Raw genomic sequence first — 26863 nt, 5'->3', positions numbered from 1 at the left:
GGGCTTTTTCGTACCAAGAACTCGAGGCCTAATCGCGTTGGAACGGATACACCGAGCCTAAATGCATGATTTGGGTGAGTTCATCGAGCGCCGTGCGCGACTCATCAAGCAAATCCGGATCGGCCAGATCATCCGTGGATAGTTCATCGCGATAATGTTTATCAACCCATTTATTCAACCGCTCAAATAAATTGTCGGTGAGGATGCAATGCGGGTTCACTGCCGCTAACTCTTGGTCATTGAGGGCCACACGTAGGCGCAAACAGGCCGGGCCACCGCCATTGCGCATGCTCTGTTTTACATCAAAGTAGCGCACTTCTTTAATCGGTGTGCCCTGTTGTACGAGTTGTTCAAGATACGCCGCAACACGTTCATTTTCCTGACACTCTGTAGGTGCAATGATAACCATGTGTCCGGATTTTAAAGTCACAAGTTGGGTGTTGAATAGATAGGTGTTTACCGCATCTTCAACAGACACGACTTGGCTTGGCACTTCGATAAAGTGCATGGAGTCGCCAAGTTTTGCTTCTAATTCAGCAAAAGCCCGTTGCTGATCAATAAAGGCTTCCTGATGATAAAACATCACATTTTGATTACCCACGGCAATGACATCGTTGTGGAACACGCCTTTATCGATAACCTCAGGATTTTGTTGCAAATAAACGACGTTCTCATCGCTTAATCCATGCAAACGCGCCACTGCCTCTGAAGCCTCATAGGTTTGACGAGCAGGGTAGCGCGTTGGAGCCGGCTTACTACTGTCAAAGGCGTGGCGACCATAAACAAATAGCTCTACTCCAGCAAAACCATATTCCTTACAAAAGCGGGTATGATTTGCTGCGCCTTCATCACCAAAATGTTCGTTGTCAGGTAAATGACGATGATGTTCAAAATAGCGAGAGTTGGCAAACATAGCGCGTAAAATGCGCCCTGTTGTTTCCGGCTCTAAAGAGCGATGAAACTTGTTGGTTAAATTGGCCGGTGTGAAATGAACTTTACCATTCGCGGTGTCAGCACTGGGTGAAACTGTGGCCGCGTTCGCTGTCCACATACTTGATGCAGAACAACAGGCGCGAAAGATTGCTGGCGCGTCTTTTGCAGCAGCAGCCAAAACTTCTTTATCGCTGCCATGAAAGCCCAATCGACGAAGTGCATAAATATCAGGACGCTCTTGTGGTGCCAATACGCCTTGAACTAGCCCCATTTCCTGCAAGGCCTTCATCTTTTGCAATCCTTGCTTTGCGGCAGACTTTGGACTTGAGCTACTTTTTGCGTTACTTAATGACGCAACATTACCAAACGAAAGTCCTGCATAATTGTGTGTAGGCCCGACCAGACCGTCGAAGTTAACTTCAAAATGTTGCATCGTGAATACGCACTCCGTTAAATTCCGCATTGGATTAAAATACTTTGTGGGAGCCATTATACGCAAGCTGGACTCCCTGAAAAGCCCCAATTTATGCGGGTTTGAAGAAGGGTTTTGTGGTTTTGATTAACTATTCACTTTCGGTTTGTTTTTAGTCTGTTACACTTTCTCGGGTTGTGTATCCTGAATAATCCCTATATATCTGTAAATAAAGCACCCAAGGTAACAAGGGCTTGCACTATTATGTTTGAGGGTTTATATAGGTGCCTGTTTTAGGTCCTGTCCATTCGCATCCAAAAGAAGAGATATCAGATTTCATGGCAAAAGCGCTGGTTATCGTCGAGTCCCCCGCGAAAGCGAAAACGATTAACAAATATCTTGGTTCCGATTTTATCGTGAAATCAAGTGTGGGACATATTCGGGATTTGCCGACTAAAAGTGTGAGCAAAGCGCCCACGAAATCCCCCGCCGAAGTGCGGAAGATGAACCCTAAGCAAAAAGAAGATTATAAAAGACGTCGCGATTATCAGAACTTGGTGGCGCGTATGGGGATTGATCCGGAGCACGGCTGGGAACCCCACTACGAAGTGTTGCCTGGCAAAGAAAAAGTGGTGAAAGAGCTACAAAGCTTGGCAAAGAAAGCCGACCGCATTTATCTCGCGACGGATTTGGACCGCGAAGGAGAGGCGATTGCTTGGCATTTGCGCGAACTCATTGGCGGTGAACCTGAACAGTATCAACGGGTCGTGTTTAACGAAATCACTAAAAAAGCGATTCAAGAAGCCTTTGCCAAGCCTTCAGAGCTCAACATTGAGCGAGTCAATGCGCAACAAACACGTCGATTTTTAGATCGCGTGGTGGGCTTTATGCTATCACCACTGTTGTGGAAGAAGATTGCCCGGGGATTATCCGCAGGGCGCGTGCAAAGTGTTGCAGTACGGTTAGTGGTAGAACGTGAGCGGGAAATTCGAGCATTTATTCCAGAAGAGTATTGGGATATTCACGCGGATTTATTTGCCAGCCAGCAACCCAAAGATTTTGCCCGCTTCGAAGTAACGAAAGAAGCCGGAAAAACCTTCCGTCCCAGTAATGAGACCGATGCGATGGCCGCGGTGTCCGCCTTGAAAGGAGCGAGTTACCAGGTTGTCGAGCGCGAAGATAAACCGACGCAAAGTCGCCCTTCGGCGCCATTCATCACCTCAACATTGCAACAAGCAGCGAGCACCCGGTTAGGTTTTGGGGTGAAGAAAACCATGATGCTTGCGCAGCGCCTATACGAAGCCGGTTATATCACTTATATGCGTACCGACTCGACCCATTTGAGCGGCGATGCCTTGCAGGCCTGTCGCAATTTGATTGAAAAAGAGTACGGAAAGCAATATTTGCCAGAGAAGCCCAATTTCTACGGGTCGAAATCGAATGCACAAGAAGCGCACGAAGCGATTCGCCCTTCCGATGCGAAAGTTCGATCGTCACAGTTAAGTGGAATGGAACGTGATTCAGAGCGTCTGTATGAATTGATTTGGCGCCAGTTTGTGGCTTGTCAGATGATGCCTGCAAAATATGATGCGAGCACCATTACGGTGAATGCGGGTGATTACGAACTGAAAGCCCGTGGTCGTGTTCTCCGTTTCGATGGTTGGACACGGGTTCAGCCACCGATGGGTCGGAAAGGAAATGATGAAACGGCGCTGCCCGATTTGCAGAAAGGGCAGGCACTCGAGCTCAAAGAGCTGGAGCCAAAACAACATTTCACTAAGCCGCCAGCGCGATTCTCAGAAGCCTCTTTGGTAAAAGAACTGGAAAAACGTGGTATTGGCCGTCCGTCTACGTACGCATCGATCATTTCCACAATTCAAGATCGCGGGTATGTAAAAGTAGAACAGCGCCGCTTCTTTGCGGAGAAGATGGGTGAGATTGTGACCGATCGCTTAACGGAAAACTTCCGTGAACTCATGAGCTATAACTTCACCGCGGAAATGGAACAGCGGCTGGACGATATTGCCATTGGTAAGCAAGATTGGAAGCAGGCGCTTGATAGTTTTTACGCCGATTTCAAAGATCAACTAGAGCGCGCTGAAGATGAAGAAGAGCGCGGGGGCATGCGCAGTAATCAAATGGTGCTCACGGATATTGATTGTCCTAGTTGCGGCCGGAAAATGGGTGTGCGCACCGCGTCTACCGGTGTGTTCTTAGGATGTGAAGGCTATAGTCTTCCAGCGAAAGAGCGCTGTACGCAAACGCTTAACTTAGTACCCGGTGATGAAGCAGTAAAACTGAGCGACGAAGATGACGAAGCTGAAGCAAGAGCCCTTCGTGCGAAAAAACGCTGTCCGAAATGCGGCACGGCGATGGATAGCTATTTGATCGATAAAGATCGGAAGCTCCACGTTTGCGGAAACAACCCAGTGTGCGATGGTCATCTGATTGAGCGCGGCGAGTTTAAAATTAAAGGCTATGACGGTCCAGTGATTGAGTGTGATCGCTGTGGCAGTGATATGCAGCTAAAAGCGGGGCGCTTTGGTAAGTATTTCGGCTGTACCAATGATGAGTGTAAAAATACCCGTAAATTGTTAAAGAGTGGTGAGCCAGCGCCGCCGCGGGAAGACCCAGTGCATCTGCCGGAGCTGCCGTGCGAAAAATCAGATGCGTACTTTGTATTGCGTGATGGTGCATCGGGAGTCTTTCTTTCCGCCAACACCTTCCCGAAATCACGGGAAACGCGTGCGGTAACGGTGAAAGAACTGCAGCGCTTTAAAGATCGGTTGCCGGAGAAGTTCCATTACCTGACAGAAGCCCCTGCAGAAGATAATCAAGGGAATGACACCTTGGTTCGATTCAGCCGCAAAGCTAAAAATCAGTACGTAATGTCTGAAGAAAATGGTAAAGCGACGGGATGGGTTGCAAACTATGTGAACGGTCAATGGCAGGTCGACGAAGGTAAATCGGCCAGTAAGACGTCGGCCCGTAAAACAACGAGCCGTAAAACAACGAGGAAAAAGAAGAGCTCTTAGTTCCTCAATTACTGAACATAATCGACAGGATGTCGAATGCACGTACAAGGAGGTTATATGCAATCCACGCCATGGACGGTTTGGATGTGCTTTGCACTGGTCGGGTTTGGCGTTCCTGTACATGCACAGGAGCCTTGCCCGCCATTGCAATTCCATTCGGGCCCTCAACTCAGCCCAGATCTTCATCTGAGCCCGAATCCAAACCCTAGCAGATCAACGAGCACTCCTGACGTCGTTTCCTATACGCTTCAGCCGGCATTGCTGCGTCCGCAATTAGAGTACCTGCTGAAACACCAGTGGCATGTGCAAAATGTGATCTGGTACGCCGCTTATGGTCACTATTGGCCAACTCACTATGAGTTGTCGGCAGCGTCTTGGGATGAGCTTCTGGATCAGTTACTGACACCTTATGGATTGCGAGTTGTGCTTCACGACAACCATACGGCAGTGGTGGAGTATACACCACAGGGGCGGCGCGGATGAGGCTACCTATCTTAGCGCATTGTATTCAGTGGGGCGCCGTGCTCAGCATTCTAGCGATGGTGGGCTGTAGTCAGACCCATGACTATGAATCGAGAAGCCGTGAAGCGCAAACCCGTATTGAACTTGCGCGCGCTCAAACAGAGCGTCCACCAGCGCCTCCCCAACGCATTGTGAGGGAACAAGGTTATTTTGTGCCGCCCCTAGATCTTCCTCTAGGGCAAGGGCCGAGTTGGTTTAATATTCCCGTCCAGTTCACCTTCGCTGAATACCCTCTGCGACTCGCCCTACAGGATATGACAGCGCCTTTAGGCGTAAGTGTGCGCTTACTTGATAATATCGATCCAATGTTACCGATTAGCTTTCAGCATTCCGGAACTGTGGGTGATGCGATAGAGCAAATAGCCCTGATGACGGGATTGAGCTTTCAAGCAGAGGATCGTTTAATCACCTGGCGCCAGTTTGAAATGGCGGAGTTTGATGTGGCCTTCCTAGCCGGTGCCACTAACTTCTTTCTCGGCGCAGATGGCGCCCGCGGGGGGACCATGCAAGCGGCTAGTCCAGGGCAAAACTTAGCGCTTGCTACCGGAATTAACGACGATTCATCGCAATACCTAAATTTCGCCAGCGATTCGCTTTCGGTGTGGAACGATCTTGAACATGCACTGAGCTTGCTTATTTCAGAGCAAGGGAAGGTGGTGATTAATCAAAGTTCCACTTCAATACTGGTGCGTGATTTACCACAACACGTGCAACAGGTTCGTAATTATTTAATTCAGCAAAACGAACGACTCACCCGACAAGTTGCGATTGATGTGCAAGTTATTGATGTCACATTTACCGATAGCAAGCAGTCTTCGATTGATTGGGATTTGGTGTATCAAGTCTCTCAGGGGAGCGGCGCGGTAAATCTCTTGGGGCAGGGGGCAAGCTCAATATCTGCAGGGCTGGGCCTCAGCTACGAGCGCTTTACAGGTCCGATGGCAGGCTCACAGGTGCTGCTGCAAGCGCTATCCCAACAGGGCGTGGTTGAAGTAAGCAGTCATCCACGATTGGTTACCTTAAATAATCAGATTTCAAAAATCATACTTGAAGACAATGTCACCTACCTCGCATCTGCAGGGAGCAGCTCCACCGCGAATGTAGGCTCGAACGATTTGCTAATTCCAGGCGTGGTTCGCACTGGCTTTGAATTGTATGTCTTGCCAAAAGTGGCAAATCAGCAAGTGTTGTTGCAGCTCTCAACGTCACTGTCAGATTTAAAAGGTATCAGTGAAGTGACATCTGGTGAAACGACCATCCAAACACCGCAAACGAGCCGCAAAAAATTCTTTATGAAAGCCATTGTTGCCGATCAAGAATCGTTGCTGATATCAGGTTTACAAAATCGACGTTCGACGTGGCAGGAAGAACGCTCGTTGATCAGCCGATTTCTTGGGGGCGGACAAAGTCGTGTGAACCAACATACTGAAACTTTGTTGATCCTTACACCGCGAATACTCACGTCAGGAACCATGTTATGAGTGAGTCCGTGTTAATTCGCCCAGTACGGCCATGGTTTTCATCGCTACAGTTTTTGCGCATTGCACGCACATTGTCGGCAAGCCATGGCCGCTTAGTGAACTTTCGTGGCAAACCGTATGGAATATTTTCTCGCGGGGCGCCGTTGGATTTTATGACGGCGCTGGTGCCACTCGCGCAGGCGTCGTGCGGTCTTGTCGTTGCGGCCGCTCCCGATCGAGAACAGTGGGTAATATTTGCATGGCAGGACGCTAGCATTCTCTGTTTGCGAATGACTGACGCCACTGAAACGGAAGCGACACTTCGGGTATTGGCGCTGCAGCGTAATTTTGTGCCTGAAGAAATTCATGTCTTCAAGGTACCAGCATCACTGCATCTACAGGATATATTTTCGTCGGTGCCCGAGCGCAGCCTACCTTCGGGTTGGGCGCAAGAGGTGCAGACCTTGCCTTCGGTTCGGCAGCAGCGCAATCGTCCGGCGTTACTGGTCCTAGGCTTAGGGCTAGCAGCCACCGTTATTTTGCTTTCGTATCATATTCGGCCTGAGCCATCGGGAGTGCTTGAATCGACTGAGCATCGTTCAATTGATCATCAGTTAGAGCAATCGAATACATCGGTAGTTGATTTATTACGTCACCATCAGGTTTTAATTGAACAGCTAAGTACCTTACCAGGATGGGCGGTTGAACAAGTGGGCTGGATGGGCACCGGGTTTGCAGTGCAATTGCTTCAGCAAAGCGGTGATTTACACGACTTACATCAATTTACGCAAGGCAGTGCCATGCAGTTACAAACATCGGAGCGGGGACGCGTACTGTTCTGGCCGGTGCATCTGTCATCGGTGGCTGAGCATGCGAATTTGAGCTTAATGGCAACTGTTGCACAAGGTGATTGGATCGAAGATTTAGTGCGTACTTCGCTCCCCAGCATTCAGGTTCACCGCGACTTTATGGCTAGCGGAGCAGGTGATGGTTGGCATGCGCAACGCATGATTCTGCGTTTTCAGCAGATCTCCGCGGTTGATCTACAGCAACTAACGCAAATTCTCCATGTTCACCCAGTTCGATTGGTTGCATTTCAATATCGACAAGTGTCCCCAGATAATGTGTACCTCGGCTATCAAGGTCACCTCACTTTTGATTATTTTGGAGTATCCCCATGAACCACGGATGGTTATTTGTATTCATTTTGACGGCGCCAATGATTCCTCAAAGTACTGCAGGGGAACCCGTAGCTGTATCGGAACATGCTGAGAGAGATCAACATCGATATCTTGCCTTGTCTCTACGTAATCAGAAGTTACTCGAGCAGCAAGCGGAATCGAAAGCGCGTCAGCTGGCGTTCCAACTGCAGTCAGCACAGGCGTTAGCGGCTATTCGTAAGTTATCCGTTGATCGCCAAGAGCTGAGTCATGAAGGTCTTGCAGCCCCGTTAGACACATATTCCGACCTGCAGCTCGATCTTCAAGGCTTTATAGTCCGCGCCATTTTCTCATGGCGTGATCGCTGGATCGCTCGCATTGAATATGGTCAGCGTCTGTATGTAGTGAGAGACGGAGATACATTATTTGACCGGATCGATATTGGTGTCAGTGCCGATGGGGTGACATTAACGTTAGGCGAGCAAAACGTATTTTTGCGAGGAACCGCGTTATGGTAATTATTGAGCAATTGAGTGACCTTGGATATTCACAGGTCGACTTAGACGCGTTAGAAGCATGCTTAGCATTTTCCGGTAAACAGGATATCTACGCTGTGGCCATGCTCACGGATGGTCGTTTGCTGGCCACCGCAGACAGTTGGCGGGATCAGTTTGGCGAATTACAGTCGATATGTTTTGATTACTTGCGCTCAGACATGCAAGCCACTTGGTTGCAGGCAACTCCGCACATCATTCGTGAATTACTAACGGATGCCGACGGCATTCGTCGTGCTCGGCAAACCCGGGGAATTGAGCAAGATGCAAACGCCAATCTAGCCCTGCATACCTTACGAGATATGGTGACGGACGCCTTAAACAAGCAGGCCACAGATATTCATATTCGGTTGGCCGGATTTATGGCCCGTATCAGCTACCGAATTGATGGTTTACTTGTTCTGCAAGGAAATCGCAATCGCGTGTTTGTCACGGAAGTAGTGGCCGCCGCGTTGCACACCCATTCAGAAGATCACGCAGATATATTTGATGAGCGTCAGGTTTCAGCGGCCACTATTACGATAGACATTGGTACACCTGCCCAGACAATTCGGATTCGGGCCCAGAAATCCCCTTGTCGCGATGGCTTCACCATGACATTACGCTTGCAACGAATTGGTCAAGGCCAAGTGCCTCAGCTATCGGAGCTGGGCTTGGCTGCGGAGCGTATCCTAGATTTGAATGTTTTATTAGCATCTTCCAACGGGGTCATTCTTATTTCTGGACCCACCGGTCATGGCAAGACGACAACGCTGGCAGCATTGAATGGGGCGGTGCCCGATACGCGCAAAGTCATCTCTCTTGAAGATCCCATTGAAATTATTCAGCCACGCGTCGATCAGAAATATATTTCACACCATCACGGTCAACATTTCGCTGACATGCTGAAGGTGGTCCTTCGAGAAGACCCAGATATTGTTGAGGTGAGCGAGATACGCGACAGAGAAACCGCTGAAGCGGCCTTAAGTGCCGCGTTAACTGGGCATTTAGTTGCCTCTACGATTCACGCCACCGATGCAGTAGGTGTGATCGCCCGATTGCATGATCTGGGGCTATCAGCATTGCAGTTAGCACAACCTGGGCTTTTTGCAGGCTTGATCGCTCAGCGCTTGTTACCACGGCTTTGTGAGGATTGTAAGCACCGAGAGGTGCATCCGGTGTGGGGAAGGCTGTGGCGGCGCTCTCAGGAGGGCTGTGAGGCATGCCAGGGTACGGGCATTCAGGGGCGCGTGATGGTATGCGAAGTGTTAATTCCAAAAGATGAAAGTTATGGGTTTATTCGTCACATGGACCTGCAAGGTTGGCGACAACAACTGCAGAATCAAGGGTGGATTACCATGGCTCACGATGCTGTTCGTTTTATTCGTCGTGGTCAGGTGGATTGGCAGGATGCTGGCGAACTTGTTCCCGGACTCACGAATGCAATGATACGCAAGGATGCGCGCAATGAATTGGGTGCCTGTAAAATTACAACAACAGCTTGAGTTCTTGCATGATTTACACGAATGGTTACATGCAGGAAATACGCCAGAGCAAGGGCTGGTTGGTTTCCAACGGGTGCTGGAAATTGCGGCTCGGCGTCATGAGCTGCAATGGCTGAAAAGCATTCGCAGGGCATTACAGCAAGGCCAACCCATGGGCTCGGGGTTACAGGCGTGTTTTCGGCCCGAGGTTATTACCTTATTAAATCTAGGCCAGCGTTATGGCTGCTTAGCTTCCATGCTGGATGGGTTTAAGGCCAATTATGAGCTTCGCCAGGGCATTTACAAAGGTTTGCTACAGCAGCTGGCATACCCGCTGATTCTGCTCTTGGTGTCTTGTTTAGCCTGTATATTTATCGGACTACAGGTCATTCCTCGATTTGTGGACGCTGGCGCCATGAGCACTGATGAGGCGATCGGCGGCTTGCCGCAGCTGGTTCACTATTTGGCGATGGTGCTAAACGTATTGTTGCCAATACTGGTGATGGCACTGGTGCTAGCCACGGTGTGTTTATGGCATGGTTTGCCGCGTTGGCGCAGTCCACTGCGTTTCGCCATGGACGATCACCTACCATTTCGTATCTATCGTCAGATGCAAACAATTTGGCTGATGCAGAATTTAGCGATGTTTTTAAAGGCTAACTTGAGTGTGCATGCCAGCGTGCGGCAGCTCATTAGTGCGGCTTCACCCTATACCCAACATCACCTAAAAGAAATGCGCCGACGGTTAAGTCACGGAGAGCCAGATATGATGAAAGTGCTGAATACCGGTTTAGTGGACTCTCATGTGTGGGTGCGATTGCAGTGTCAGGATCAAAACACCCCACTAAGTCAGCGTTTGCAAGGCGCCGCCGTTTTTGCGCAGCGCGATCTAAAACAATTAGTGACACGGCGACAACGCGCGCTCGCGTGGGTTTGCTATAGCATCTCAGGACTACTTATTCTCGGTATTTTCGCATCCATGGGGATGATGTTTGCTGAGTTTTCCAACCTATAGGTAATTTTTGATAGCACAAGCTATTGGTCAGTTACGAGCTAAATATTTTTCTCAACCCATCGACAAGGAGTCGAATTATGCAAGGAAGCAACATCAACAATCAGCGGTTTGCACCGTCCCAGCAAGGATTTACTTTTATCGAGGTATTAGCTGTACTCAGCATCGTCGCGCTAGCCACATTAGGTGTGTTGGCTATGCGTGATTGGGCAACCAGCAACTCTCGGATCGCCGAGGCGAAAGGGCAAATAGCTGCGGTGCAATCTGGGGTGCAGCAATGGCGTCCGAGTAACGGTGTATATACCGGGGTCTCGGTACAAGCGCTCACTAGCGTTGCCTCGTTACCCGTCGCATGGGGGGATGGAACAACCATTAACCCCTGGGGCGGTGATATTGAGGTGCGGGTCGACAATACCGACGCGACCCGTTACATCGTCCGCTTAACCAATATTCGAGTACCGCAAGAAGGTCAGCGGTTAAGTCGGGACTTTGAAGCTATCGCGGAGCAGGTGAACTTCTCCGGAGGGTCCTTTGAAGTCACCTTCCAGGGCTAATACTAGTGCGCGGCTACAGCTTATTGGAAGTCGTCATAGTCATCGCGCTGCTAGGCTCGGTGTTCTCGGTACTTTGGTTGTCGACGGGTACTGAGCAGGATGCGCTGAATGTTGAATTAGACCACTGTTCTGTGTCGATGCATGGCGTTCAGCGTGTCTATCAAGGGCAGGTTTTATTTCCAGATAGCAAGGAGCAACCCTGTGAAGATGCCGAAAATTAAAGGGTTCACATTACTTGAAACAATGATTGTACTGGCGGTCGTTTCCTCGTTGTTACTTGGCTTAATGCAAGTGCAACGGGGAGCCCGACAACAGCAGAGCATGTTATTGGCGTCACAGGAAATGAATGCGCTTGCGGCGGCCATTTACCATCACTTAGTGCTACATGATGATGGCTCTCTGTCAGCGTTAACCATCAGCGATTTGCAATCGAACGGGCTTTACCAGGGACGTACTCTCAGTCCTTGGGAAACCCCTTATGAACTTTTGTTCGACGAAACATCATTTATAGTGCAAGTGGATTTGGGCCATGCCATGCGAGCAGAACGGCTGGCCGGGATGTTGGCAAATGCACGGGTGAACAATACACGGGTAGAGTCTTATGTTCCCGTGCCGATTCGTGCCGCAGATGCGAGTGCGGCTTTACACCGCTATGCACAACCTGATTCGCCGGAATTAAACCAGATGTTTACCTCCATCCACATGAATCAACATAGTATTACCGATATCGATGGCCTATTTGCTGAGGATGTGGAAAGCCAGTGGCTAACGACCCATACACTGACCGCAACAAACCTACACGCCATGCAATTTAGCGCAGATGTGATGGTTAGTGAGCTGGCACAAATCGATGAGCTAACTGCGGCGTTAGCTGATTTAACCAGCGTGTCGGTGGGGCAAGGTTATTTCGACACCCTGGTTGTTGATGAATTATATGGAGCATCGGCAAGTGCTGTGGTGGCTGAGCTATATGTCGATCAGCTATTGGCCGATACGCTGCAAATCAATAATTTGTATATTTCAGAGCAATTAATTAGCGATCAGGCCACCGTCAATAACGCCTACTTTCAATTCATTCAAGCCGATATAACGAGTACAGAACATCTAAACGCCCAATCTATTTCAACCATTTATGGCATGAGTGAACACCTATTTGCTAGCGTGATGGTGGTGGATGATTTACGTACAGATGTGTTACGGGTGCATGACTCATTCACGGCGGATCGGGTTTACGCGGACGCTGTATATGCAAATGACGTGATCACACCCTTCGGCTCAATGTCGCAGTTTCATCAGCAGCTTGAGCAGTATCAGCAGTTATGGCATCAATGCATAGACGCTGGTGGCTGTCGATGATACCTGCGTGGGGGCGACCGATAGCAGGACAAGCGCTGGTTGAAGGTATGTTGGCATTGCTGCTATTCGTGTTGATAGGCGCGGCAGTGGCACAAATTTTATGGCTATTCGGTATCCAGCAACTATCACAAGCAGCCACCTTGTATGCGGCAAAGCAGGGAGCGAGGACAAACCTAGAAACAACCTCGATTCGTTTCCATTATGGCTATCGCATGCGCGGAATTCCAGGCGTAAACCCGGCTTTGCTAGCACTTGACCGTTTACATCCGAGTGATGCACTGATGACGCAGATGAGTGAACGCAGCGGGTCTGGAACGCAGGTGCTCACCGATGATTTTCATGGTCCGCGATTGCAGTTACTGTCGCCAGAGCAACGAGAAGCCTACCTCGATGCTCGGATTTTAACCATAGCCGTACGCTTGTGTGTCGATTTAAAAATGCCAATCGCGGGTAAGCTATTGAGCTCCGCTCAGGCGTTCGCGACGGGGGCTCAACCCTGCGGCTGGTTGGGTTATGCACTGGCGGCACCTTTTGAAGTTCGCACCCAAGCCACTGTACCCATTGAGAGTCGTGTTTATCGGCCATAAAAATACCCGCACTGGGCGGGTATTTCCAACGAGCGTCGAGGGACTGCTATGGTGAATCGTGAAACTCGTTACAGGCGTAAAGTGTGTTTGCCATCAAGCATGCAACCGTCATCGGGCCAACGCCTCCAGGAACTGGCGTAATAAAGGATGCACGTTCCGCTGCAGGCGCAAATTCAACATCGCCGCATAGGCTGCCGTCGCTGCGGCGGTTAATGCCCACATCAATGACAATAGCACCCGGTTTTATCCAATCACCTGGAATAAAATAAGGTTTACCTACCGCAACAACCAACACGTCGGCTTGGCGGACATGATCTGAAAGATTCTTGGTAAAGCGATGACACACCGTGGTTGTTGCTCCGGCGAGGAGGAGCTCAAGGCTCATCGGGCGACCGACAATATTCGATGCGCCCACGATCACTGCATGCATTCCGTGTAAGTCTACACCGGTGCTATTTAGCAGATGGATAACACCATGCGGGGTGCAGGGGCGGAGCAGAGGCATCCGTTGTGACAATCGACCGATATTGTATGGATGAAAACCATCGACATCTTTCTTTGGATCGATACGTTCAAGAATTCGTGTGGCATCAAGCCCAGCTGGCAAGGGCAGCTGAACCAAAATACCATCTGTCTCTGGATCCTGGTTGAGTTCGTCAATGAGGGCTTCGAGGGTTTCTTGTTTGGTGGTGACAGGCAGATCATACGCCTTGGAAACAAAGCCTACTTCGTCACATGCTTTGCGTTTACTGCCAACATAAACTTGCGATGCGGGATCTTGCCCGACTAACACCACGGCTAACCCCGGAGGACGCTTGTTTTGGGCAATGCGTTCCTGAACACCCAATTTCACTTGATCGCGAATTTGTTGGGCTATTTTTTTTCCATCAATCAGTTGTGCTTGGTTCGGGGAGGTCATGGTCTCGTTCCGGAAACAGTGAAATGGCTGACTGGGGGCTTATTGTCGCAGAAAATCGGTTGTTAGCACAATGAAATGCACGAACTTTGTCCTTATTTTCCGATTGCTGCCTTAAAAATAGGCAGACAGTCAGGTATTCTGAAAAATTGTTTGACGATATGGTGTCAGATAGGTAATATTCGCCCCCGTTGTCGCCCAGACATTTTGTGTCGAGCGGCAGCTGTCGGCGAGTAGCGCAGTTTGGTAGCGCACTTGGTTTGGGTCCAAGGGGTCGCAGGTTCAAATCCTGTCTCGCCGACCATTTTTCCCAGCGTTACCGCAGGAAGAACAGCGCGCCCGTAGCTCAGTTGGATAGAGCAGCGGCCTTCTAAGCCGTCGGTCGCAGGTTCGAATCCTGCCGGGCGTGCCAGGCTTGCTAGGATCTGGAGCAAACCAGACGTGGTAGCGCAAGCTCAGTCAGTGGTGGGTGTAGCTCAGTTGGTAGAGCCCCGGATTGTGATTCCGGTTGTCGTGGGTTCGAGTCCCATCATCCACCCCATTTCTACATCTTCAAAACCTATTATTGTCGGCGATTAGCGCAGTTTGGTAGCGCACTTGGTTTGGGTCCAAGGGGTCGCAGGTTCAAATCCTGCATCGCCGACCATTTCCTCTTTTCTTACCCCATTAGATTTCTCGGCAAGGTTCGAATTTTTCATGCGTTTATCTGAGCCTATGATAAGCTGTGACGAGTTTTTCTAGTATGGGAACCGCTATGGTTGAGCAACACCTTCTGCAACAGGCCCGCACACTTTCCGACCGATTAGTGCAGCTACAATCACCGATCCGAATTTTAGATGCAATCAATTGGGATCGCAGCATTCGCGAAACCTTTTTTGCGAATAAAGCGCAGAAAAATCCCCTCATAGACCGAGACTATTACCAACGCAAACCACTAGGTTTCGACCCCGTGGTGTTACGTCATGAATTGGCCGAACTACAACGTGATATTACCCGTCAGCTTGGCAGGTTAAGTCCAATTGCTCAGTTGATGAGCCGTGCCTGTCGCGAGTACCGGGATGTGGTACGTATGCTTGAGGCCCGCGGAACCCCAGAATTTCATGAATTGTCAGTGGAGCTATTTGGCCATCCTGACGATGTATTCCACGCCAACGAACCATCATTGGTGGAATTGGCGCATATGTTACAAGCACCATTAGATTCTTTGTTGGCGAGTGATTCGCTGCCAGAAGAAAGTAAAAGCATTAACGCTGCAGATGCGGTTAAACAACTGCAGGCGCAATTAAATAGCAGTATGAGTGGTGTCGACGTTCAAGTGATGCTATCCGATGGTATTGTCAGTGATGCCGCAGCAGGAAGTGATCGCATCAAATTGAATCAAGATGTGCGTTTCTCACAGCGCGAACTCGATATTTTGGAGGTTCACGAAGGCTGGATCCATGTGGGCACAACCCAAAACGGATTGCGCCAACCCTATCTCACCTGTTTGAGTAAAGGAACGCCGAGTGCCACCATTACTCAAGAGGGAATCGCCGTTCTTACCGAAGTTATTACGTTGCGTTCAACACCGCGCCGGCTTGCCAAACTTGTTCAACGAATTCACGCTGTTGCCTTAGCTGCCGATGGTGCCGAGTTTGTCGACGTATTTCGTAAATGTCAGGAGCAGGGTATGCGCGATGAAGAGGCCTATACCTTAACCCAGCGCGTTTTTCGTGGAAGCGTGCCGACAGGAAAGCCGTTCACCAAAGATTTGGCCTATATTCGTGGTTTTGTGTTGGTGTACAACCTTATCCGAGTTGCCGTACAGCTAGGTAAAATCGATCGGTTACCGCTCTTGCTGACGGGTAAAATAGCCGTTGATGATTTTCGTTTGATCTGTGAGCTCTATGATAGTGGCGTGATTGCGGCCCCCCATTATGTACCGCCACATTTTAAAGATTTACGTGGGCTCGCTACGTGGTTAAGCGTGGGTCGCTTCTTGGGCGACTTTTCCTTTACGCAGCTTGAAAATGATTATCGACCTTTAATTCCATAACGGCATCTTGATGCCGATGCACACCTGTTAACAGTGAGAGCCTCGTATGAGTCAAAAATTGACCTCAGATTTTTCCCCTGAAACCCGATTGGCGCAAGCACTAGGCTATGTCGACGAAGGGACGCAGGGATTGGTGCCACCGATTCACACGTCGACGACTTACTTACGGGACCCCGATAATCAATATCGTTCGGGCCGGGTCTACTCCCGTGCCGACAACCCCACTTACACGCCAGTTGAGCGGGTGCTAATGAGCTTGGAGCAGGGATCCGATGCCCTGTTGTTTGCCTCAGGTATGGCGGCGGCAACGGCGGTTTTTCAGGGATTACCTGCAGGCAGTCATGTGATTGCGCCAAAAGTGATGTATTGGGCGCTACGTGCATGGCTTTTAAACTGGGGCCAACACTGGGGTTTGCGCGTGAGCTTTGTGGATACGTCAGATCTTGCAGCGATTGAGTCGGCGATTATGCCGGGTCAGACCCAACTAATCTGGCTGGAAACGCCTGCGAACCCCTTGTGGGGGGTCGCTGACATTGCGGCAATCAGTGAACTGGCACATCAGCATAACGCAAAAGTTGCGGTTGATTCGACGGTAGCCACGCCATTACTCACGCAGCCGCTAACACTAGGTGCAGATTACGTCATGCACTCTGCAACTAAGTACCTAAACGGCCACTCCGATGTTATTGCTGGCGCGCTTGTCTGCCGCACATCTGATCCAATTTGGGAAAAGATTCGAATGGTGCGGAAGCAAGGAGGTGCAGTGCTAAGCCCGCACGATGCCAATCAACTGTTGCGCGGCATGCGTACCATGCACTTGCGGGTTCGCGAAAGTTGCCAGTCTGCGCAGTGGTTAGCTGAGCAGCTACAACAGGTCGCAGAGGTGTCACAGGTGCTTTATCCGGGCTTACCGAACTTTCCAGGCCATGCGATTGCGGCACGGCAAATGAAGGGGGGGTTTGGCGGTATGTTGTCGATCCGACTGCGGGACGGCGAACAGGCTGCTATTACCGCCGCCGCGAGCACGCAACTATGGAAACGAGCGACCTCACTTGGCGGCGTGGAAAGCTTAATCGAACATCGAGCGAGTATTGAGGGTGCAGATACCCCGGTGCCATCTGATCTCTTGCGGCTGTCCGTGGGCATTGAACGTAAAGAAGAACTTCTTGCCGATCTCATGCAAGCGTTGCAGACAGGTAAGTAACGCGTGCGCGCCATGGGATATTCAATTCCTGCCAGCGAATTAGAGTTTGAGTTAGATATAAAAAAGAGCCGCTTTATTGCACGAGCGGCCTATGCCCCGTCGCGCGAAGATGCGTTGGCGGTTGTCGCCTTTATGCAAGCACGCTATCCCGATGCGCGCCATCATTGCTACGCGTACTTGATAGGGCATCCAGATTCGGCGACTAGTGGTGCTGCAAACGACGACGGCGAGCCAAGCGGTACCGCAGGAAAACCCATCTTAAATGTGATTGGACATAAAGGCATCGGCGATATTGTAGTGGTGGTAAGTCGCTACTTTGGAGGTGTTAAATTGGGGGCGGGAGGTTTGGTTAGGGCTTATGCGCAAGCGACCGAGCAGGTGCTTTCGCAGTTACCTTTAACGGTGCACATCGCGCAAGAGTCGATTGAAATTCAGTGTGATTTTTCGCAAGAACAGAACTTTCGGCACTGGCTGCAAGGACATGATGGACGTGTTGTCGATGTGCAATATGGCGACCGCGTGGCCATTAAAGCAGTGGTTCCACGGGAACATCTGGAGCAATTACGCATGTGGTGCGAACAATTCCAAGTGAGCTTGCAGCAAAGCGAGTAGCAGACGCTATTTCCGTAACATTACCGGCTTAAAAGTAATTTGGGATTACTTAAATCAACCCTGCATGCTTCGTCTTTAGCGTACTTGAATGCAGTTCGGTAGCTATGCTCGACAAAACGTGTTTCGCCAATGCCCATACTCATTAAATCAGGCCAACTGTAATAGAACTTGTCGTAATCAGCGCAACCAAGGCGTGGATTAAAGCCATGTACGGTAATGTTCTGATCAACATCAATACGTTCAAAAAAACGGGCTTCACGGCGCAAGTATTGGTCGCTATAACGGGTAACGAAATCACGAATGCCGGGCAAAATATAACTTTCCCACTGCAGAATAACGCTTTGGTTCAATGCGCCACCGGACCAAGTAATTTTTGCGTCAGGATAGATCTCACGCACTGCTGCAGCGGTAAATAAATAGTTCGCACATAACCCTTCGCAGCGTTCTTGAATGCGCAAGGTGATTTGCTGCCGTTGTAACAGATATCCCATTTGCATGGCCGCCATGGGATCCCCAGAGGCACTGTTGATGTCTAAGATGCGCGGCGAATTTTCGTGATCGAAAATGTCTCGCATGCGGTCTAGGCTAGGTTTATTAAGAGGGCCTGCAAAATACACGACATTACCGTCAATGCGGATATTGGCAACCTCTTCGGGCTCAACGGGAGCGCTGCAGCCACTTAAGGTACTGAGGGAGATAAGGCTCGCGAATAAGATCGCGAGCCGACAACATCTATTTACCATCAAGACTCCATTTTCCAGGGCCTGCTGCGGCAAGGAATAGGAAGATAAAGCAGAATAATGCTGCAGGTTCGCCACCATTCATTAACGGCATAAACCAACTACCATGTTCAAGGGCATGCCAGCCCCAATAGGCGATGGCCATCATACCTGACGCTAAAAATGCAGCGATGCGCGTTTGCCAACCAATCAGTACGAGTACCCCAAGAATGATTTCAAGGATACCGACAGCACCAAAAAACGACATCAATGGTAATTCTGCGAACATATCCACTGCCGGCCATTTAAATATTTTGGCCGTCCCATGGAGTAAAAACATCCAGGCAGTTGTGATGCGCAAAATTGCAGTGATTTCGCCTTGGTAGGCAGAGAGTTTATTAAGTGGGTTTGACATGAAGCTCTTCCTCACATTGTGTTTGTTGTTTTACTGCTAAGGAAGTGCACCGGATACGGCGCAGATGCACATAAACACCTTAAAACACTTTGCGTAAAAATACAGCTAATTATTTTCAATCAGTGGATAGACTTGATTGCGCCCATCGAGCTTAGCGCGTCCCAAGTTGTTTTCCGCTTCTGTGATAGCTTCCTCTGCTGAGAGATTTTCCGTCACTTGCGAAATACCTGCGCTCATACTCACTCGACCATGCGGTGATTCTTTGTGTTCAATGGCTAATTCTTCTAGTAGTTGCAGGAAACTCCCAACCCGTTTTTTCGCCAGCGGGTATTCCACATGAGGAATAAGTACGGTGTAGCGGGCGCCATCGTAACGACTGACAAGTTCGCCATGACGTCGAAAGTGCGACTGCAGAATATCAGCGATTCTGCGCAATAGGCCGTCACCCGCTTGCAAGCCATAATGATCGTTATATTTGCGGAAATAGTCGATATCAAACATGGCAACGGATAATGCAAAATTTTGCCGGCGTGAGCGGGATATTTCTTCGTTTAAGCGTTCGCTAAATTGCCGACGGTTCGCTAACCCGGTGAGGCCATCCCGCAAGGCGAGTTCGCGCAGTGCGTCGTTGGCGGCAATAAGCTGCTGCTGGGACGTATGCAACGATTGATAAAAACGCTGGCTTTGGATGGCATTGGCGATCATTTCTCCGACCAACTTAAAGCGTCGGATATCTGCTTCAGACCAATGGCGCTCGCGAGCCACCATATCGCAACCAACAAAACCAATCATTTCATTAGCCGCATACATGGCGACGCATAGCATAGAGCGAATGTCTTCTCGATCAAACTCTGCTTTCTCTGCGACTCCCGCGACGGGAATGGAAGAAGTGTCGTGAATAACAAATAGGCCTTCTTTCTGAATACGCTCAAAAAACCAGGGAAGTCCATCAGAGGGTACGTTTTGCAGATCGTCAATATGACTAGTAATTCCTTCGCGCACCCATTCGTGGGTGTTGCTCATTGCCGACATATCGTATTCAAACAAAAACACATAGGTTCGATCGGATTGACAGAATTCACCAAGTGCCGCCAGTGCCTGTTGAATATGACGCTCAGCTTCATCACCTTGGGCATTGATCAATTTTGTAGACAGTTCGGAAATCAGTTTGTCGAACGAAATAAGATCCCGTAATGAAATCTCTGACGTAAGCAAATCGGCCAGTTGGCCCTGATGATGAAATAGGCGGTGATCTCTTGGCTGCACGGTGACGACAAATCCTACACCTTCTTTCAGGTGCACCGTCGAGCTTTGAATATTTAAAGGAATGCCATTAAAGATAAGATCCCGGCGTTCAATAGGTTCACCATTTAATCCGGCAATAAGCGGTGACATAAGAGGCGCCGCTTCTCTCGGTAAGCTCACAAGCTCGCGATCAATTGTGAAATCAAGGTGTTCAAGTTGGCTGCCAATGTCGCCATCGTCGAGTAAATTAAATAACTCTATCGCCGTCTGGTTGGCTTGAACCATTGGCGCGGCCTGCGTTTCAGAAGCAGGAAGAGAATAGAAGACTGCAATAGGCAATGCATCTAAAACCGAGAGCAAATGTACGGCATTGGGTAATGGACGCCCCATAAGAGAACCTTGTTTCGAGAAAAAGAAGAGAATTTAGTTATTATTATGTTGCAAAAGAGTGCGGATTTATCACTAAAATGTCAATGCAAAGACGCCGACTTAATGACAAAAAGTGGATACAGACGTGTATTGCTTGTGGAAATATTGGCCGCGCATGCTCGACTCATTGGATTGTGATCGTTATAATGTCGCGTCATTTTTTCAAGAAGTGCTACTTTTAACGGTTTCTGGTTAAGGGCTGGTCATTTCAGAAAAGAGTGGGTGAGTGCGCTTTTTTTGGCACCCCAGATTTTGGAGCAGTCGCAATGATGCGAGCTGCGGGAATACGAACATGCACCATTAAGTGATGCTGAGGTAACAACGCAATGCAGGTTTCTGTTGAAGCAACTGAAGGTTTAGAGCGCCGGATTACCATCACGATCCCGGCAGAGAAAATTGATTCTGCGGTGAAAACCCAGGTTCAGCAACGTGCGCGCACAGTGCGCATGGACGGTTTTCGTCCAGGCAAAGTGCCAGTAAGCCTGGTCGCCAAGCGTTTTGGCGACGCGATTCGTCAAGACGTCGTGATGGAGCAAATTCAGCGTCATTATATTGAAGCGTTAGTACAGGAAAAGATTAATCCTGCTGGCTCGCCGCGCTTTGAAGCGAAGGTTGACGAAGAAGGAAAGGACTTAGAATTCGTTGCGATCATCGAAATTTATCCGGAAATCGAACTAAAAGATTTGGATAAAGTAAAGGTTGAGAAGCCAGTCGCTGAAGTAACCGACAAAGATGTCGACAACATGCTTGAGACCTTACGCAAGCAGCACGCTACTTTTAAAGAAGTGAAGCGTGGCGCGAAAGATGGCGACAAAGTGACTATGGATTTCCTTGGCCGCGTTGACGGTGAAGAGTTCCAAGGTGGCAAGGCCGAAGACTTTGAGTTGGAAATGGGCCAAGGGCGCATGATTCCAGGTTTTGAAGACGGTGTGAAAGGCTTGAAAGTAGGCACCGAGAAAACTATCGAAGTGACGTTCCCAGAAGAATATCACGCGGAAAACCTAAAAGGTAAGCCCGCTGAATTTGACGTGGTGATCAAGAAAGTTGAAGCCCCAGAGCTTCCTGAACTGAATGATGAATTCGCTGCTCAGTTTGGTGTTGGCGATGGCGGCATCGACGCATTACGCGCTGAAGTTCGCAAGAATATGGAGCGTGAGCTCAAAGGTGCCATTAAGAATAAAGTGAAGCAGCAAGTGATCAAAGGATTACTCGCAGCGAACACTGACGTTCCAGTACCGGCTGCATTACGTGAACAAGAAGTGAATGTATTGCGTCAGCAAGCGATGCAGCGTTTTGGCGGCAACGCAAAGAATATGCCTGAACTGCCGGCCGACTTGTTCAATGAACAAGCGGACGAGCGCGTAAAAGTAGGTTTGTTGTTAGGCCAAGTGATTCGTGACAACGACATTAAGGTTGATGATGCCCGTGTTGAAGACATGATTAACTCAACTGCATCTGCGTATGAAGATCCGCAGGAAGTGGTTGCTTACTACAAGTCAAACAATGACGCGCTTCAGCAAGTACAAAACGTGGTACTGGAAGATCAGGCCATCGATTTAGTGCTAGAGAAGTCAAAAGTAACTGAGAAAACGTTGTCATTTGACCAAGTGATGAACCCTGAAGGCAAATAAGCGTTTGCTGAATTTCTCAGGAATTGGTTTAATGGCTCGGGTGGAAACATCCGAGCCATTTTTTTTCGAGGAGAGTAGTGCATGATGCGAGATTCAGTGCCGGACCCTATGGCCGCCTTAGTGCCTATGGTGATTGAACAAACTGCGAAAGGTGAGCGTTCATTTGATATTTATTCGCGGTTACTCAAAGAAGGCATCATCTTTTTATGCGGGCCTGTAGAAGAGCAGATGGCCAACCTCATTGTGGCGCAAATGCTGTTTCTGGAATCGGAAAATCCAGAAAAGGACATTTATCTGTATATCAACTCACCGGGTGGCTCAGTCACCGCAGGTATGGCCATTTATGATACGATGCAGTTTATACGTAATGATGTATCGACCATTTGTATTGGTCAGGCTGCCAGTATGGGCGCGTTTTTACTCGCCAGTGGCGCGAAAGGAAAACGTTTTTGTTTGCCGAATTCCCGAGTGATGATTCACCAACCACTGGGTGGATTCCAAGGTCAGGCATCAGATATTGAGATCCATGCTAAAGAAATCTTGTATATTAAAGATAAGCTCAATCGTTTATTAGCCGAGCATACTGGCCAAGATATTGAGCGGGTTGCCCAAGACACGGATCGCGACAACTTTATGAGCGCCGAGACGGCGATGAACTACGGTATAGTCGATAAAGTGTTGGAAAAGCGGCAGCAACAGAAGAAATAAGCTGGCTAGTTACTCTAGCGAGCAGAACGTCCGGAGAAGTAGATGACTGATTCAACAACCGGTAGTGGTAAAGGTTCTAAGTCGCTGTACTGCACCTTCTGTGGCAAAAGCCAACATGAGGTAAAGAAGCTGATTGCAGGGCCATCCGTGTTCATCTGTGATGAATGTGTTGATCTGTGTAATGATATTTTGCGCGAAGAAATTAAAAACATCGCGCCCAAAAGCAGTGAAGATAAACTACCGACGCCGAAAGAAATCCGGCAACACCTTGATGATTATGTAATCGGCCAAGATCGCGCCAAACGTGTGCTTTCGGTGGCTGTATATAACCATTACAAGCGTTTACGTAACGCCGGTGTGCACGATGATATCGAACTTGGAAAAAGTAATATTCTGTTAATCGGCCCAACGGGAAGCGGTAAAACGCTGTTGGCGGAAACCCTTGCACGTTTTCTCGATGTGCCTTTTACCATGGCTGATGCCACCACATTAACCGAAGCGGGTTACGTGGGTGAGGACGTTGAAAACATTATCCAAAAACTGTTGCAGAAGTGTGACTACGACGCAGCTAAAGCGGAACGCGGTATTGTTTATATTGATGAAATCGACAAGATTTCACGTAAATCGGACAATCCGTCTATTACCCGTGACGTAAGCGGCGAAGGGGTGCAGCAAGCGCTTCTGAAGCTTATTGAAGGCACGGTGGCGTCGGTGCCTCCGCAAGGTGGCCGGAAACATCCACAACAAGAATTTGTTCAGGTGGATACCTCGAAGATTTTGTTCGTCTGTGGTGGTGCCTTTGCGGGATTAGAAAAAGTAATTGAGCAACGGCTCGCGACTGGCACAGGAATTGGTTTTGGTGCTGAGGTTAAGAGTAAAAACGAGAAACAACAGATTAATTTGCTGACGCAAGTTGAGCCTGAAGATCTTGTAAAATACGGATTAATTCCTGAGTTTATCGGGCGTCTCCCTGTGGTGGCTAGCCTTACAGAGCTTGACGAAGATGCACTGGTGCAGATTCTTAGTGAACCGAAGAATGCCTTAACGAAACAATATGGCGCGCTTCTGGGCATGGAAAAAGTTGAGCTGGAATTCCGTGAAGATGCATTACGAGCTATTGCTCGCAAAGCGATGCAGCGGAAAACCGGAGCCCGCGGACTCCGTTCTATTGTCGAGGATGTATTACTCGGTACCATGTACGAGTTACCGTCTATGACCAACGTGAGTAAAGTGGTGATCGACGAGTCGGTAATCAAAGGCGACTCTGATCCCATTCTCATCTACGAAAATAGTCAGGATGCCCACGCATCTGGCGAATAATTCGACAATCAAGGGGCCGCAGGGCCCCTTTTTCATAAAAGCCATTGAACTTTCTCAGTTAAGCCGCATATTAGAGAGTAAGATAACGTATTCGGATGATGATTATGGACGCAGAAATGACAGAATCGAGCGGTAAACGTCAAGGAATGCCGGTACTCCCACTACGCGATGTTGTGGTGTATCCGCATATGGTTATTCCTTTGTTTGTAGGGCGTGAAAAATCAATTCGCTGCCTTGATGCAGCCATGGATGACAATAAAGAAATTTTTCTCGTCGCCCAGAAAGATGCTGGCGTAGAAGAGCCCGAATCAGATGATATTTATGAAGTGGGCGCCATTGCGACCATTTTACAGATGCTTAAGCTCCCCGACGGCACTGTTAAGGTGCTTGTAGAAGGGACGCGTCGTGCACGTGTCACCGCTTGGAATCCAGAAGGTGACTTTTTCCGTGCTGACGTTGAAGAACTCATTAGTGACCAGATCGATGAGCGTGAAGAAGAAATACTGGTGCGCTCTGCGTTAAATCAGTTTGAAGGTTACGTAAAGCTAAACAAAAAAACGCCGCCTGAAGTATTAACGTCTTTAAACGGTATCGACGATGCCGACCGTTTGGCGGACACCATGGCCGCACACATGCCGCTAAAGCTGGCCGATAAACAGCGGGTACTGGAAATTATAAGTATCCAAGACCGCCTTGAGCATTTAATGGCACTGATGGAAGGCGAAATCGATATTTTGCAGGTAGAACGCAAGATTCGTAACCGCGTGAAGCAGCAAATGGAAAAGAGCCAGCGCGAGTACTATCTGAATGAGCAAATGAAAGCGATTCAGAAGGAGCTCGGCGAGGGCGAAGATGGCGTTGATGAGTTTGAAGCGCTGTCGAAAAAGATTGAAGCGGCACAAATGCCAAAAGAGGCGCTGGATAAAGCCAAAGCAGAATTACAGAAACTACGGATGATGTCGCCGATGTCGGCAGAAGCGACCGTGGTGCGTAGTTATATTGATTGGATTACGGGCGTACCTTGGTTTAAGAAATCGCGAGTTAAGAAAAGCTTAAGCGATGCAGAAGATATTCTTAATGCAGACCACTACGGTCTGGAAAAAGTTAAAGAGAGAATTCTTGATTATCTCGCAGTACAGCAGCGCAGCAAGAAAGTGCGCGGTCCAATTTTGTGCCTTGTTGGTCCCCCTGGCGTAGGTAAAACCTCGCTAGGTCAATCGGTGGCAAGAGCGACTGGTCGAAAGTACGTTCGTATGGCATTAGGTGGCGTGCGTGACGAGGCAGAGATTCGTGGTCATCGTCGCACTTACATTGGCTCAATGCCCGGTAAGTTAATGCAGAAGATGGCTAAGGTAGGGGTGCGAAATCCGCTATTTTTGCTCGATGAAATCGACAAAATGTCGTCGGATATGCGTGGTGATCCTTCCTCAGCGCTTTTAGAGGTGTTGGATCCGGAACAAAACAGCACCTTTAACGACCATTACTTAGAAGTGGATTACGACCTCTCTGATGTGATGTTCGTTGCTACATCGAACAGCATGAATATTCCAGCACCATTGCTCGATCGCATGGAAGTGATTCGTCTATCTGGCTACACCGAAGATGAAAAACTGAACATTGCCAAGCGCCATTTACTGAATAAGCAAATGGAACGCAATGGTTTACGCAAGGGTGAGGTGGATATTAGTGACGGTGCCATACTGGGCATTATCCGCTATTACACGCGCGAAGCTGGGGTACGGAACCTAGAGCGCGAAATTTCAACCTTGTGTCGCAAGTCGGTGCGCCGGATTCTTTTAGATAAGAAATTAAAGAAAGTGAAAATCACCGAGAAAAATCTCGAGGATTTCTTAGGTGTGCGTCGTTTTGACTTTGGCAAAGCTGAAGAAGAAAACCAAATTGGCCAGGTAACCGGATTAGCGTGGACACAAGTCGGCGGTGACTTACTGACGATTGAAGCTACGAGCGTGCCTGGCAAGGGCAAGGTTGTGTGTACTGGCTCTTTGGGTGATGTGATGAAAGAGTCCATCAGCACCGCCATGACAGTGGTGCGCAGTCGTGCTGATAAGCTTGGCGTTGCCGATGATTTCCATGAAAAACGCGATGTGCATGTACATGTTCCTGAAGGAGCAACACCGAAGGATGGACCCAGTGCAGGTATTGCCATGGTGACGGCGTTAGTTTCTTCTTTAACGAATAATCCAGTTCGTGCTGATGTGGCCATGACAGGTGAAATTACCCTGCGTGGTGAAGTATTAGCCATTGGTGGATTGAAAGAAAAATTGCTTGCGGCCCATCGTGGCGGCATCAAACGTGTACTCATTCCGAAAGAAAATGAGCGTGATTTGAAAGAAATTGCAGACAATGTGAAGGCTGATCTGGAAATCTTCCCGGTGCAATGGATAGATGACGTACTCACCTTTGCCCTGGCCAAGAAGCCATATAAGCCTCAGAAAAATAAGAAGAAAAATTAATAAAAAGGGTTTTGCTCGGTGTTGTTTTTGTGAGGGGATGAAGAAATTTTGTTAAATTTTTAAGAAAAAGGCTTTTCATCCAAAATCACTGTGATAGCCTAAGCAAA

Annotated in this window: 23 protein-coding genes and 4 tRNA genes; 22 read left to right on the top strand and 5 right to left on the bottom strand. The window is 49.0% G+C overall.

All coding sequences use genetic code 11. From position 1 onward, the window contains the following. Positions 1-28 precede the first annotated feature (28 nt). Entirely contained in the window at positions 29-1366 is a 1338-nt protein-coding gene (gene astB / locus HXZ99_RS11055; RefSeq protein WP_194757342.1) for an N-succinylarginine dihydrolase, read from the bottom strand. A 317-nt stretch (positions 1367-1683) separates the two neighbouring features. Between astB and topA the strand changes: the two genes are divergently transcribed. From topA to HXZ99_RS11000, 11 genes are all read left to right on the top strand, one after another. Continuing rightward, entirely contained in the window at positions 1684-4380 is a 2697-nt protein-coding gene (topA, locus tag HXZ99_RS11050; RefSeq protein WP_194757341.1) for a type I DNA topoisomerase, read from the top strand. A gap of 36 nt (positions 4381-4416) precedes the next feature. Next, complete coding sequence (locus HXZ99_RS11045) at positions 4417-4863, top strand: hypothetical protein (RefSeq protein ID WP_194757340.1); 447 nt, start codon at positions 4417-4419, stop codon at positions 4861-4863. Continuing rightward, positions 4860-6383, top strand: coding sequence for a hypothetical protein (locus tag HXZ99_RS11040; RefSeq protein WP_194757339.1), 1524 nt, complete (start codon positions 4860-4862; stop codon positions 6381-6383). The genes HXZ99_RS11045 and HXZ99_RS11040 overlap by 4 nt, the downstream gene beginning before the upstream one ends. After that, positions 6380-7543, top strand: coding sequence for a hypothetical protein (locus HXZ99_RS11035; protein WP_194757338.1), 1164 nt, complete (start codon positions 6380-6382; stop codon positions 7541-7543). The genes HXZ99_RS11040 and HXZ99_RS11035 overlap by 4 nt, the downstream gene beginning before the upstream one ends. Then, positions 7540-8040 carry a hypothetical protein gene (locus HXZ99_RS11030; protein ID WP_194757337.1) on the top strand — a complete coding sequence of 167 codons (501 nt, stop codon included), beginning with the start codon at positions 7540-7542 and terminating at the stop codon, positions 8038-8040. Before HXZ99_RS11035 ends, HXZ99_RS11030 begins: the two co-directional genes overlap by 4 nt. Beyond that, the gene (locus HXZ99_RS11025) at positions 8034-9560 is read left to right on the top strand and encodes a GspE/PulE family protein (protein ID WP_194757336.1); all 1527 of its coding nucleotides are present in this window, start codon (positions 8034-8036) and stop codon (positions 9558-9560) included. Before HXZ99_RS11030 ends, HXZ99_RS11025 begins: the two co-directional genes overlap by 7 nt. Next, entirely contained in the window at positions 9523-10554 is a 1032-nt protein-coding gene (locus tag HXZ99_RS11020; RefSeq protein ID WP_194757335.1) for a type II secretion system F family protein, read from the top strand. Before HXZ99_RS11025 ends, HXZ99_RS11020 begins: the two co-directional genes overlap by 38 nt. Positions 10555-10631: 77 nt before the next feature. Beyond that, positions 10632-11105: a type II secretion system protein gene (locus tag HXZ99_RS11015; protein WP_194757334.1), complete on the top strand. Its 474-nt coding sequence runs from the start codon at positions 10632-10634 to the stop codon at positions 11103-11105. A gap of 5 nt (positions 11106-11110) precedes the next feature. Continuing rightward, on the top strand, positions 11111-11326 hold the full coding sequence (locus HXZ99_RS11010; protein WP_194757333.1) for a type II secretion system protein: 216 nt from the start codon (positions 11111-11113) through the stop codon (positions 11324-11326). Then, complete coding sequence (locus HXZ99_RS11005; RefSeq protein WP_228517959.1) at positions 11313-12461, top strand: type II secretion system protein; 1149 nt, start codon at positions 11313-11315, stop codon at positions 12459-12461. Before HXZ99_RS11010 ends, HXZ99_RS11005 begins: the two co-directional genes overlap by 14 nt. Beyond that, complete coding sequence (locus tag HXZ99_RS11000) at positions 12458-13048, top strand: hypothetical protein (RefSeq protein WP_194757331.1); 591 nt, start codon at positions 12458-12460, stop codon at positions 13046-13048. The genes HXZ99_RS11005 and HXZ99_RS11000 overlap by 4 nt, the downstream gene beginning before the upstream one ends. Before the next feature lie 46 nt (positions 13049-13094). On the opposite strand, the gene folD is transcribed toward HXZ99_RS11000, so the two are convergent. Beyond that, the gene (gene folD / locus HXZ99_RS10995; protein WP_194757330.1) at positions 13095-13967 is read right to left on the bottom strand and encodes a bifunctional methylenetetrahydrofolate dehydrogenase/methenyltetrahydrofolate cyclohydrolase FolD; all 873 of its coding nucleotides are present in this window, start codon (positions 13965-13967) and stop codon (positions 13095-13097) included. Positions 13968-14191: 224 nt separating this feature from the next. Here folD and HXZ99_RS10990 point away from each other — a divergent pair. From HXZ99_RS10990 to HXZ99_RS10960, 7 genes are all read left to right on the top strand, one after another. Further along, positions 14192-14268, top strand: a tRNA-Pro gene (locus HXZ99_RS10990). Between the two features lie 31 nt (positions 14269-14299). Then, a tRNA-Arg gene (locus tag HXZ99_RS10985) sits at positions 14300-14376 on the top strand. 53 nt (positions 14377-14429) lie between these two features. Further along, positions 14430-14505: transfer RNA gene (locus tag HXZ99_RS10980), tRNA-His, on the top strand. A gap of 28 nt (positions 14506-14533) precedes the next feature. After that, positions 14534-14610: transfer RNA gene (locus tag HXZ99_RS10975), tRNA-Pro, on the top strand. 108 nt (positions 14611-14718) lie between these two features. Next, the gene (locus tag HXZ99_RS10970; protein WP_194757329.1) at positions 14719-15999 is read left to right on the top strand and encodes a flavohemoglobin expression-modulating QEGLA motif protein; all 1281 of its coding nucleotides are present in this window, start codon (positions 14719-14721) and stop codon (positions 15997-15999) included. Positions 16000-16045: 46 nt separating this feature from the next. Beyond that, positions 16046-17203: a trans-sulfuration enzyme family protein gene (locus HXZ99_RS10965; protein ID WP_194757328.1), complete on the top strand. Its 1158-nt coding sequence runs from the start codon at positions 16046-16048 to the stop codon at positions 17201-17203. A 12-nt stretch (positions 17204-17215) separates the two neighbouring features. Then, positions 17216-17815, top strand: a complete 600-nt coding sequence (locus tag HXZ99_RS10960; RefSeq protein ID WP_194757327.1) for an IMPACT family protein — start codon at positions 17216-17218, stop codon at positions 17813-17815. A 20-nt stretch (positions 17816-17835) separates the two neighbouring features. Here HXZ99_RS10960 and HXZ99_RS10955 read toward each other — a convergent pair whose 3' ends face one another. From HXZ99_RS10955 to HXZ99_RS10945, 3 genes are all read right to left on the bottom strand, one after another. Further along, positions 17836-18558, bottom strand: a complete 723-nt coding sequence (locus tag HXZ99_RS10955; protein ID WP_194757326.1) for a hypothetical protein — start codon at positions 18556-18558, stop codon at positions 17836-17838. Continuing rightward, positions 18548-18949: a DoxX family protein gene (locus HXZ99_RS10950; protein WP_194757325.1), complete on the bottom strand. Its 402-nt coding sequence runs from the start codon at positions 18947-18949 to the stop codon at positions 18548-18550. The genes HXZ99_RS10955 and HXZ99_RS10950 overlap by 11 nt, the downstream gene beginning before the upstream one ends. Before the next feature lie 105 nt (positions 18950-19054). Then, entirely contained in the window at positions 19055-20584 is a 1530-nt protein-coding gene (locus HXZ99_RS10945) for a GGDEF domain-containing protein (RefSeq protein WP_194757324.1), read from the bottom strand. A gap of 365 nt (positions 20585-20949) precedes the next feature. Here HXZ99_RS10945 and tig point away from each other — a divergent pair, with 365 nt between their 5' ends. The 4 genes from tig (at position 20950) to lon (ending at position 26756) form a co-directional block, all read left to right on the top strand. Beyond that, on the top strand, positions 20950-22254 hold the full coding sequence (tig, locus tag HXZ99_RS10940; protein WP_194757323.1) for a trigger factor: 1305 nt from the start codon (positions 20950-20952) through the stop codon (positions 22252-22254). Positions 22255-22338: 84 nt separating this feature from the next. Further along, positions 22339-22962: an ATP-dependent Clp endopeptidase proteolytic subunit ClpP gene (gene clpP / locus HXZ99_RS10935; protein WP_269434593.1), complete on the top strand. Its 624-nt coding sequence runs from the start codon at positions 22339-22341 to the stop codon at positions 22960-22962. Between the two features lie 42 nt (positions 22963-23004). After that, positions 23005-24282 (top strand): ATP-dependent protease ATP-binding subunit ClpX, encoded by a 1278-nt coding sequence (gene clpX / locus HXZ99_RS10930; RefSeq protein ID WP_194757322.1) that lies wholly within the window; start codon positions 23005-23007, stop codon positions 24280-24282. Between the two features lie 116 nt (positions 24283-24398). Continuing rightward, entirely contained in the window at positions 24399-26756 is a 2358-nt protein-coding gene (gene lon / locus HXZ99_RS10925) for an endopeptidase La (protein WP_194757321.1), read from the top strand. The last annotated feature ends 107 nt before the right edge of the window (positions 26757-26863 follow it).

It is taken from the genome of Aliidiomarina indica (assembly GCF_015354615.1).
GTDB lineage: Bacteria > Pseudomonadota > Gammaproteobacteria > Enterobacterales > Alteromonadaceae > Aliidiomarina > Aliidiomarina indica.
This window is presented reverse-complemented; position numbering and strand designations above follow the sequence as displayed.

What these genes read in the sequence shown, in the direction of transcription:
- HXZ99_RS11035 (WP_194757338.1), top strand. Translation starts at nt 6,380, where the DNA reads ATGAGTGAGTCCGTGTTAATTCGCCCAGTACGGCCATGGTTTTCATCG.
- HXZ99_RS10945 (WP_194757324.1), bottom strand. Translation starts at nt 20,584, where the DNA reads ATGGGGCGTCCATTACCCAATGCCGTACATTTGCTCTCGGTTTTAGAT.
- HXZ99_RS11000 (WP_194757331.1), top strand. Translation starts at nt 12,458, where the DNA reads ATGATACCTGCGTGGGGGCGACCGATAGCAGGACAAGCGCTGGTTGAA.
- tig (WP_194757323.1), top strand. Translation starts at nt 20,950, where the DNA reads ATGCAGGTTTCTGTTGAAGCAACTGAAGGTTTAGAGCGCCGGATTACC.
- clpP (WP_269434593.1), top strand. Translation starts at nt 22,339, where the DNA reads ATGCGAGATTCAGTGCCGGACCCTATGGCCGCCTTAGTGCCTATGGTG.
- HXZ99_RS10950 (WP_194757325.1), bottom strand. Translation starts at nt 18,949, where the DNA reads ATGTCAAACCCACTTAATAAACTCTCTGCCTACCAAGGCGAAATCACT.
- HXZ99_RS10960 (WP_194757327.1), top strand. Translation starts at nt 17,216, where the DNA reads ATGGGATATTCAATTCCTGCCAGCGAATTAGAGTTTGAGTTAGATATA.
- astB (WP_194757342.1), bottom strand. Translation starts at nt 1,366, where the DNA reads ATGCAACATTTTGAAGTTAACTTCGACGGTCTGGTCGGGCCTACACAC.
- HXZ99_RS11040 (WP_194757339.1), top strand. Translation starts at nt 4,860, where the DNA reads ATGAGGCTACCTATCTTAGCGCATTGTATTCAGTGGGGCGCCGTGCTC.
- clpX (WP_194757322.1), top strand. Translation starts at nt 23,005, where the DNA reads ATGACTGATTCAACAACCGGTAGTGGTAAAGGTTCTAAGTCGCTGTAC.
- folD (WP_194757330.1), bottom strand. Translation starts at nt 13,967, where the DNA reads ATGACCTCCCCGAACCAAGCACAACTGATTGATGGAAAAAAAATAGCC.
- HXZ99_RS11045 (WP_194757340.1), top strand. Translation starts at nt 4,417, where the DNA reads ATGCACGTACAAGGAGGTTATATGCAATCCACGCCATGGACGGTTTGG.
- topA (WP_194757341.1), top strand. Translation starts at nt 1,684, where the DNA reads ATGGCAAAAGCGCTGGTTATCGTCGAGTCCCCCGCGAAAGCGAAAACG.
- HXZ99_RS11025 (WP_194757336.1), top strand. Translation starts at nt 8,034, where the DNA reads ATGGTAATTATTGAGCAATTGAGTGACCTTGGATATTCACAGGTCGAC.
- HXZ99_RS10970 (WP_194757329.1), top strand. Translation starts at nt 14,719, where the DNA reads ATGGTTGAGCAACACCTTCTGCAACAGGCCCGCACACTTTCCGACCGA.
- HXZ99_RS11005 (WP_228517959.1), top strand. Translation starts at nt 11,313, where the DNA reads ATGCCGAAAATTAAAGGGTTCACATTACTTGAAACAATGATTGTACTG.
- HXZ99_RS11015 (WP_194757334.1), top strand. Translation starts at nt 10,632, where the DNA reads ATGCAAGGAAGCAACATCAACAATCAGCGGTTTGCACCGTCCCAGCAA.
- HXZ99_RS11030 (WP_194757337.1), top strand. Translation starts at nt 7,540, where the DNA reads ATGAACCACGGATGGTTATTTGTATTCATTTTGACGGCGCCAATGATT.
- lon (WP_194757321.1), top strand. Translation starts at nt 24,399, where the DNA reads ATGACAGAATCGAGCGGTAAACGTCAAGGAATGCCGGTACTCCCACTA.
- HXZ99_RS10955 (WP_194757326.1), bottom strand. Translation starts at nt 18,558, where the DNA reads ATGGTAAATAGATGTTGTCGGCTCGCGATCTTATTCGCGAGCCTTATC.
- HXZ99_RS10965 (WP_194757328.1), top strand. Translation starts at nt 16,046, where the DNA reads ATGAGTCAAAAATTGACCTCAGATTTTTCCCCTGAAACCCGATTGGCG.
- HXZ99_RS11020 (WP_194757335.1), top strand. Translation starts at nt 9,523, where the DNA reads ATGAATTGGGTGCCTGTAAAATTACAACAACAGCTTGAGTTCTTGCAT.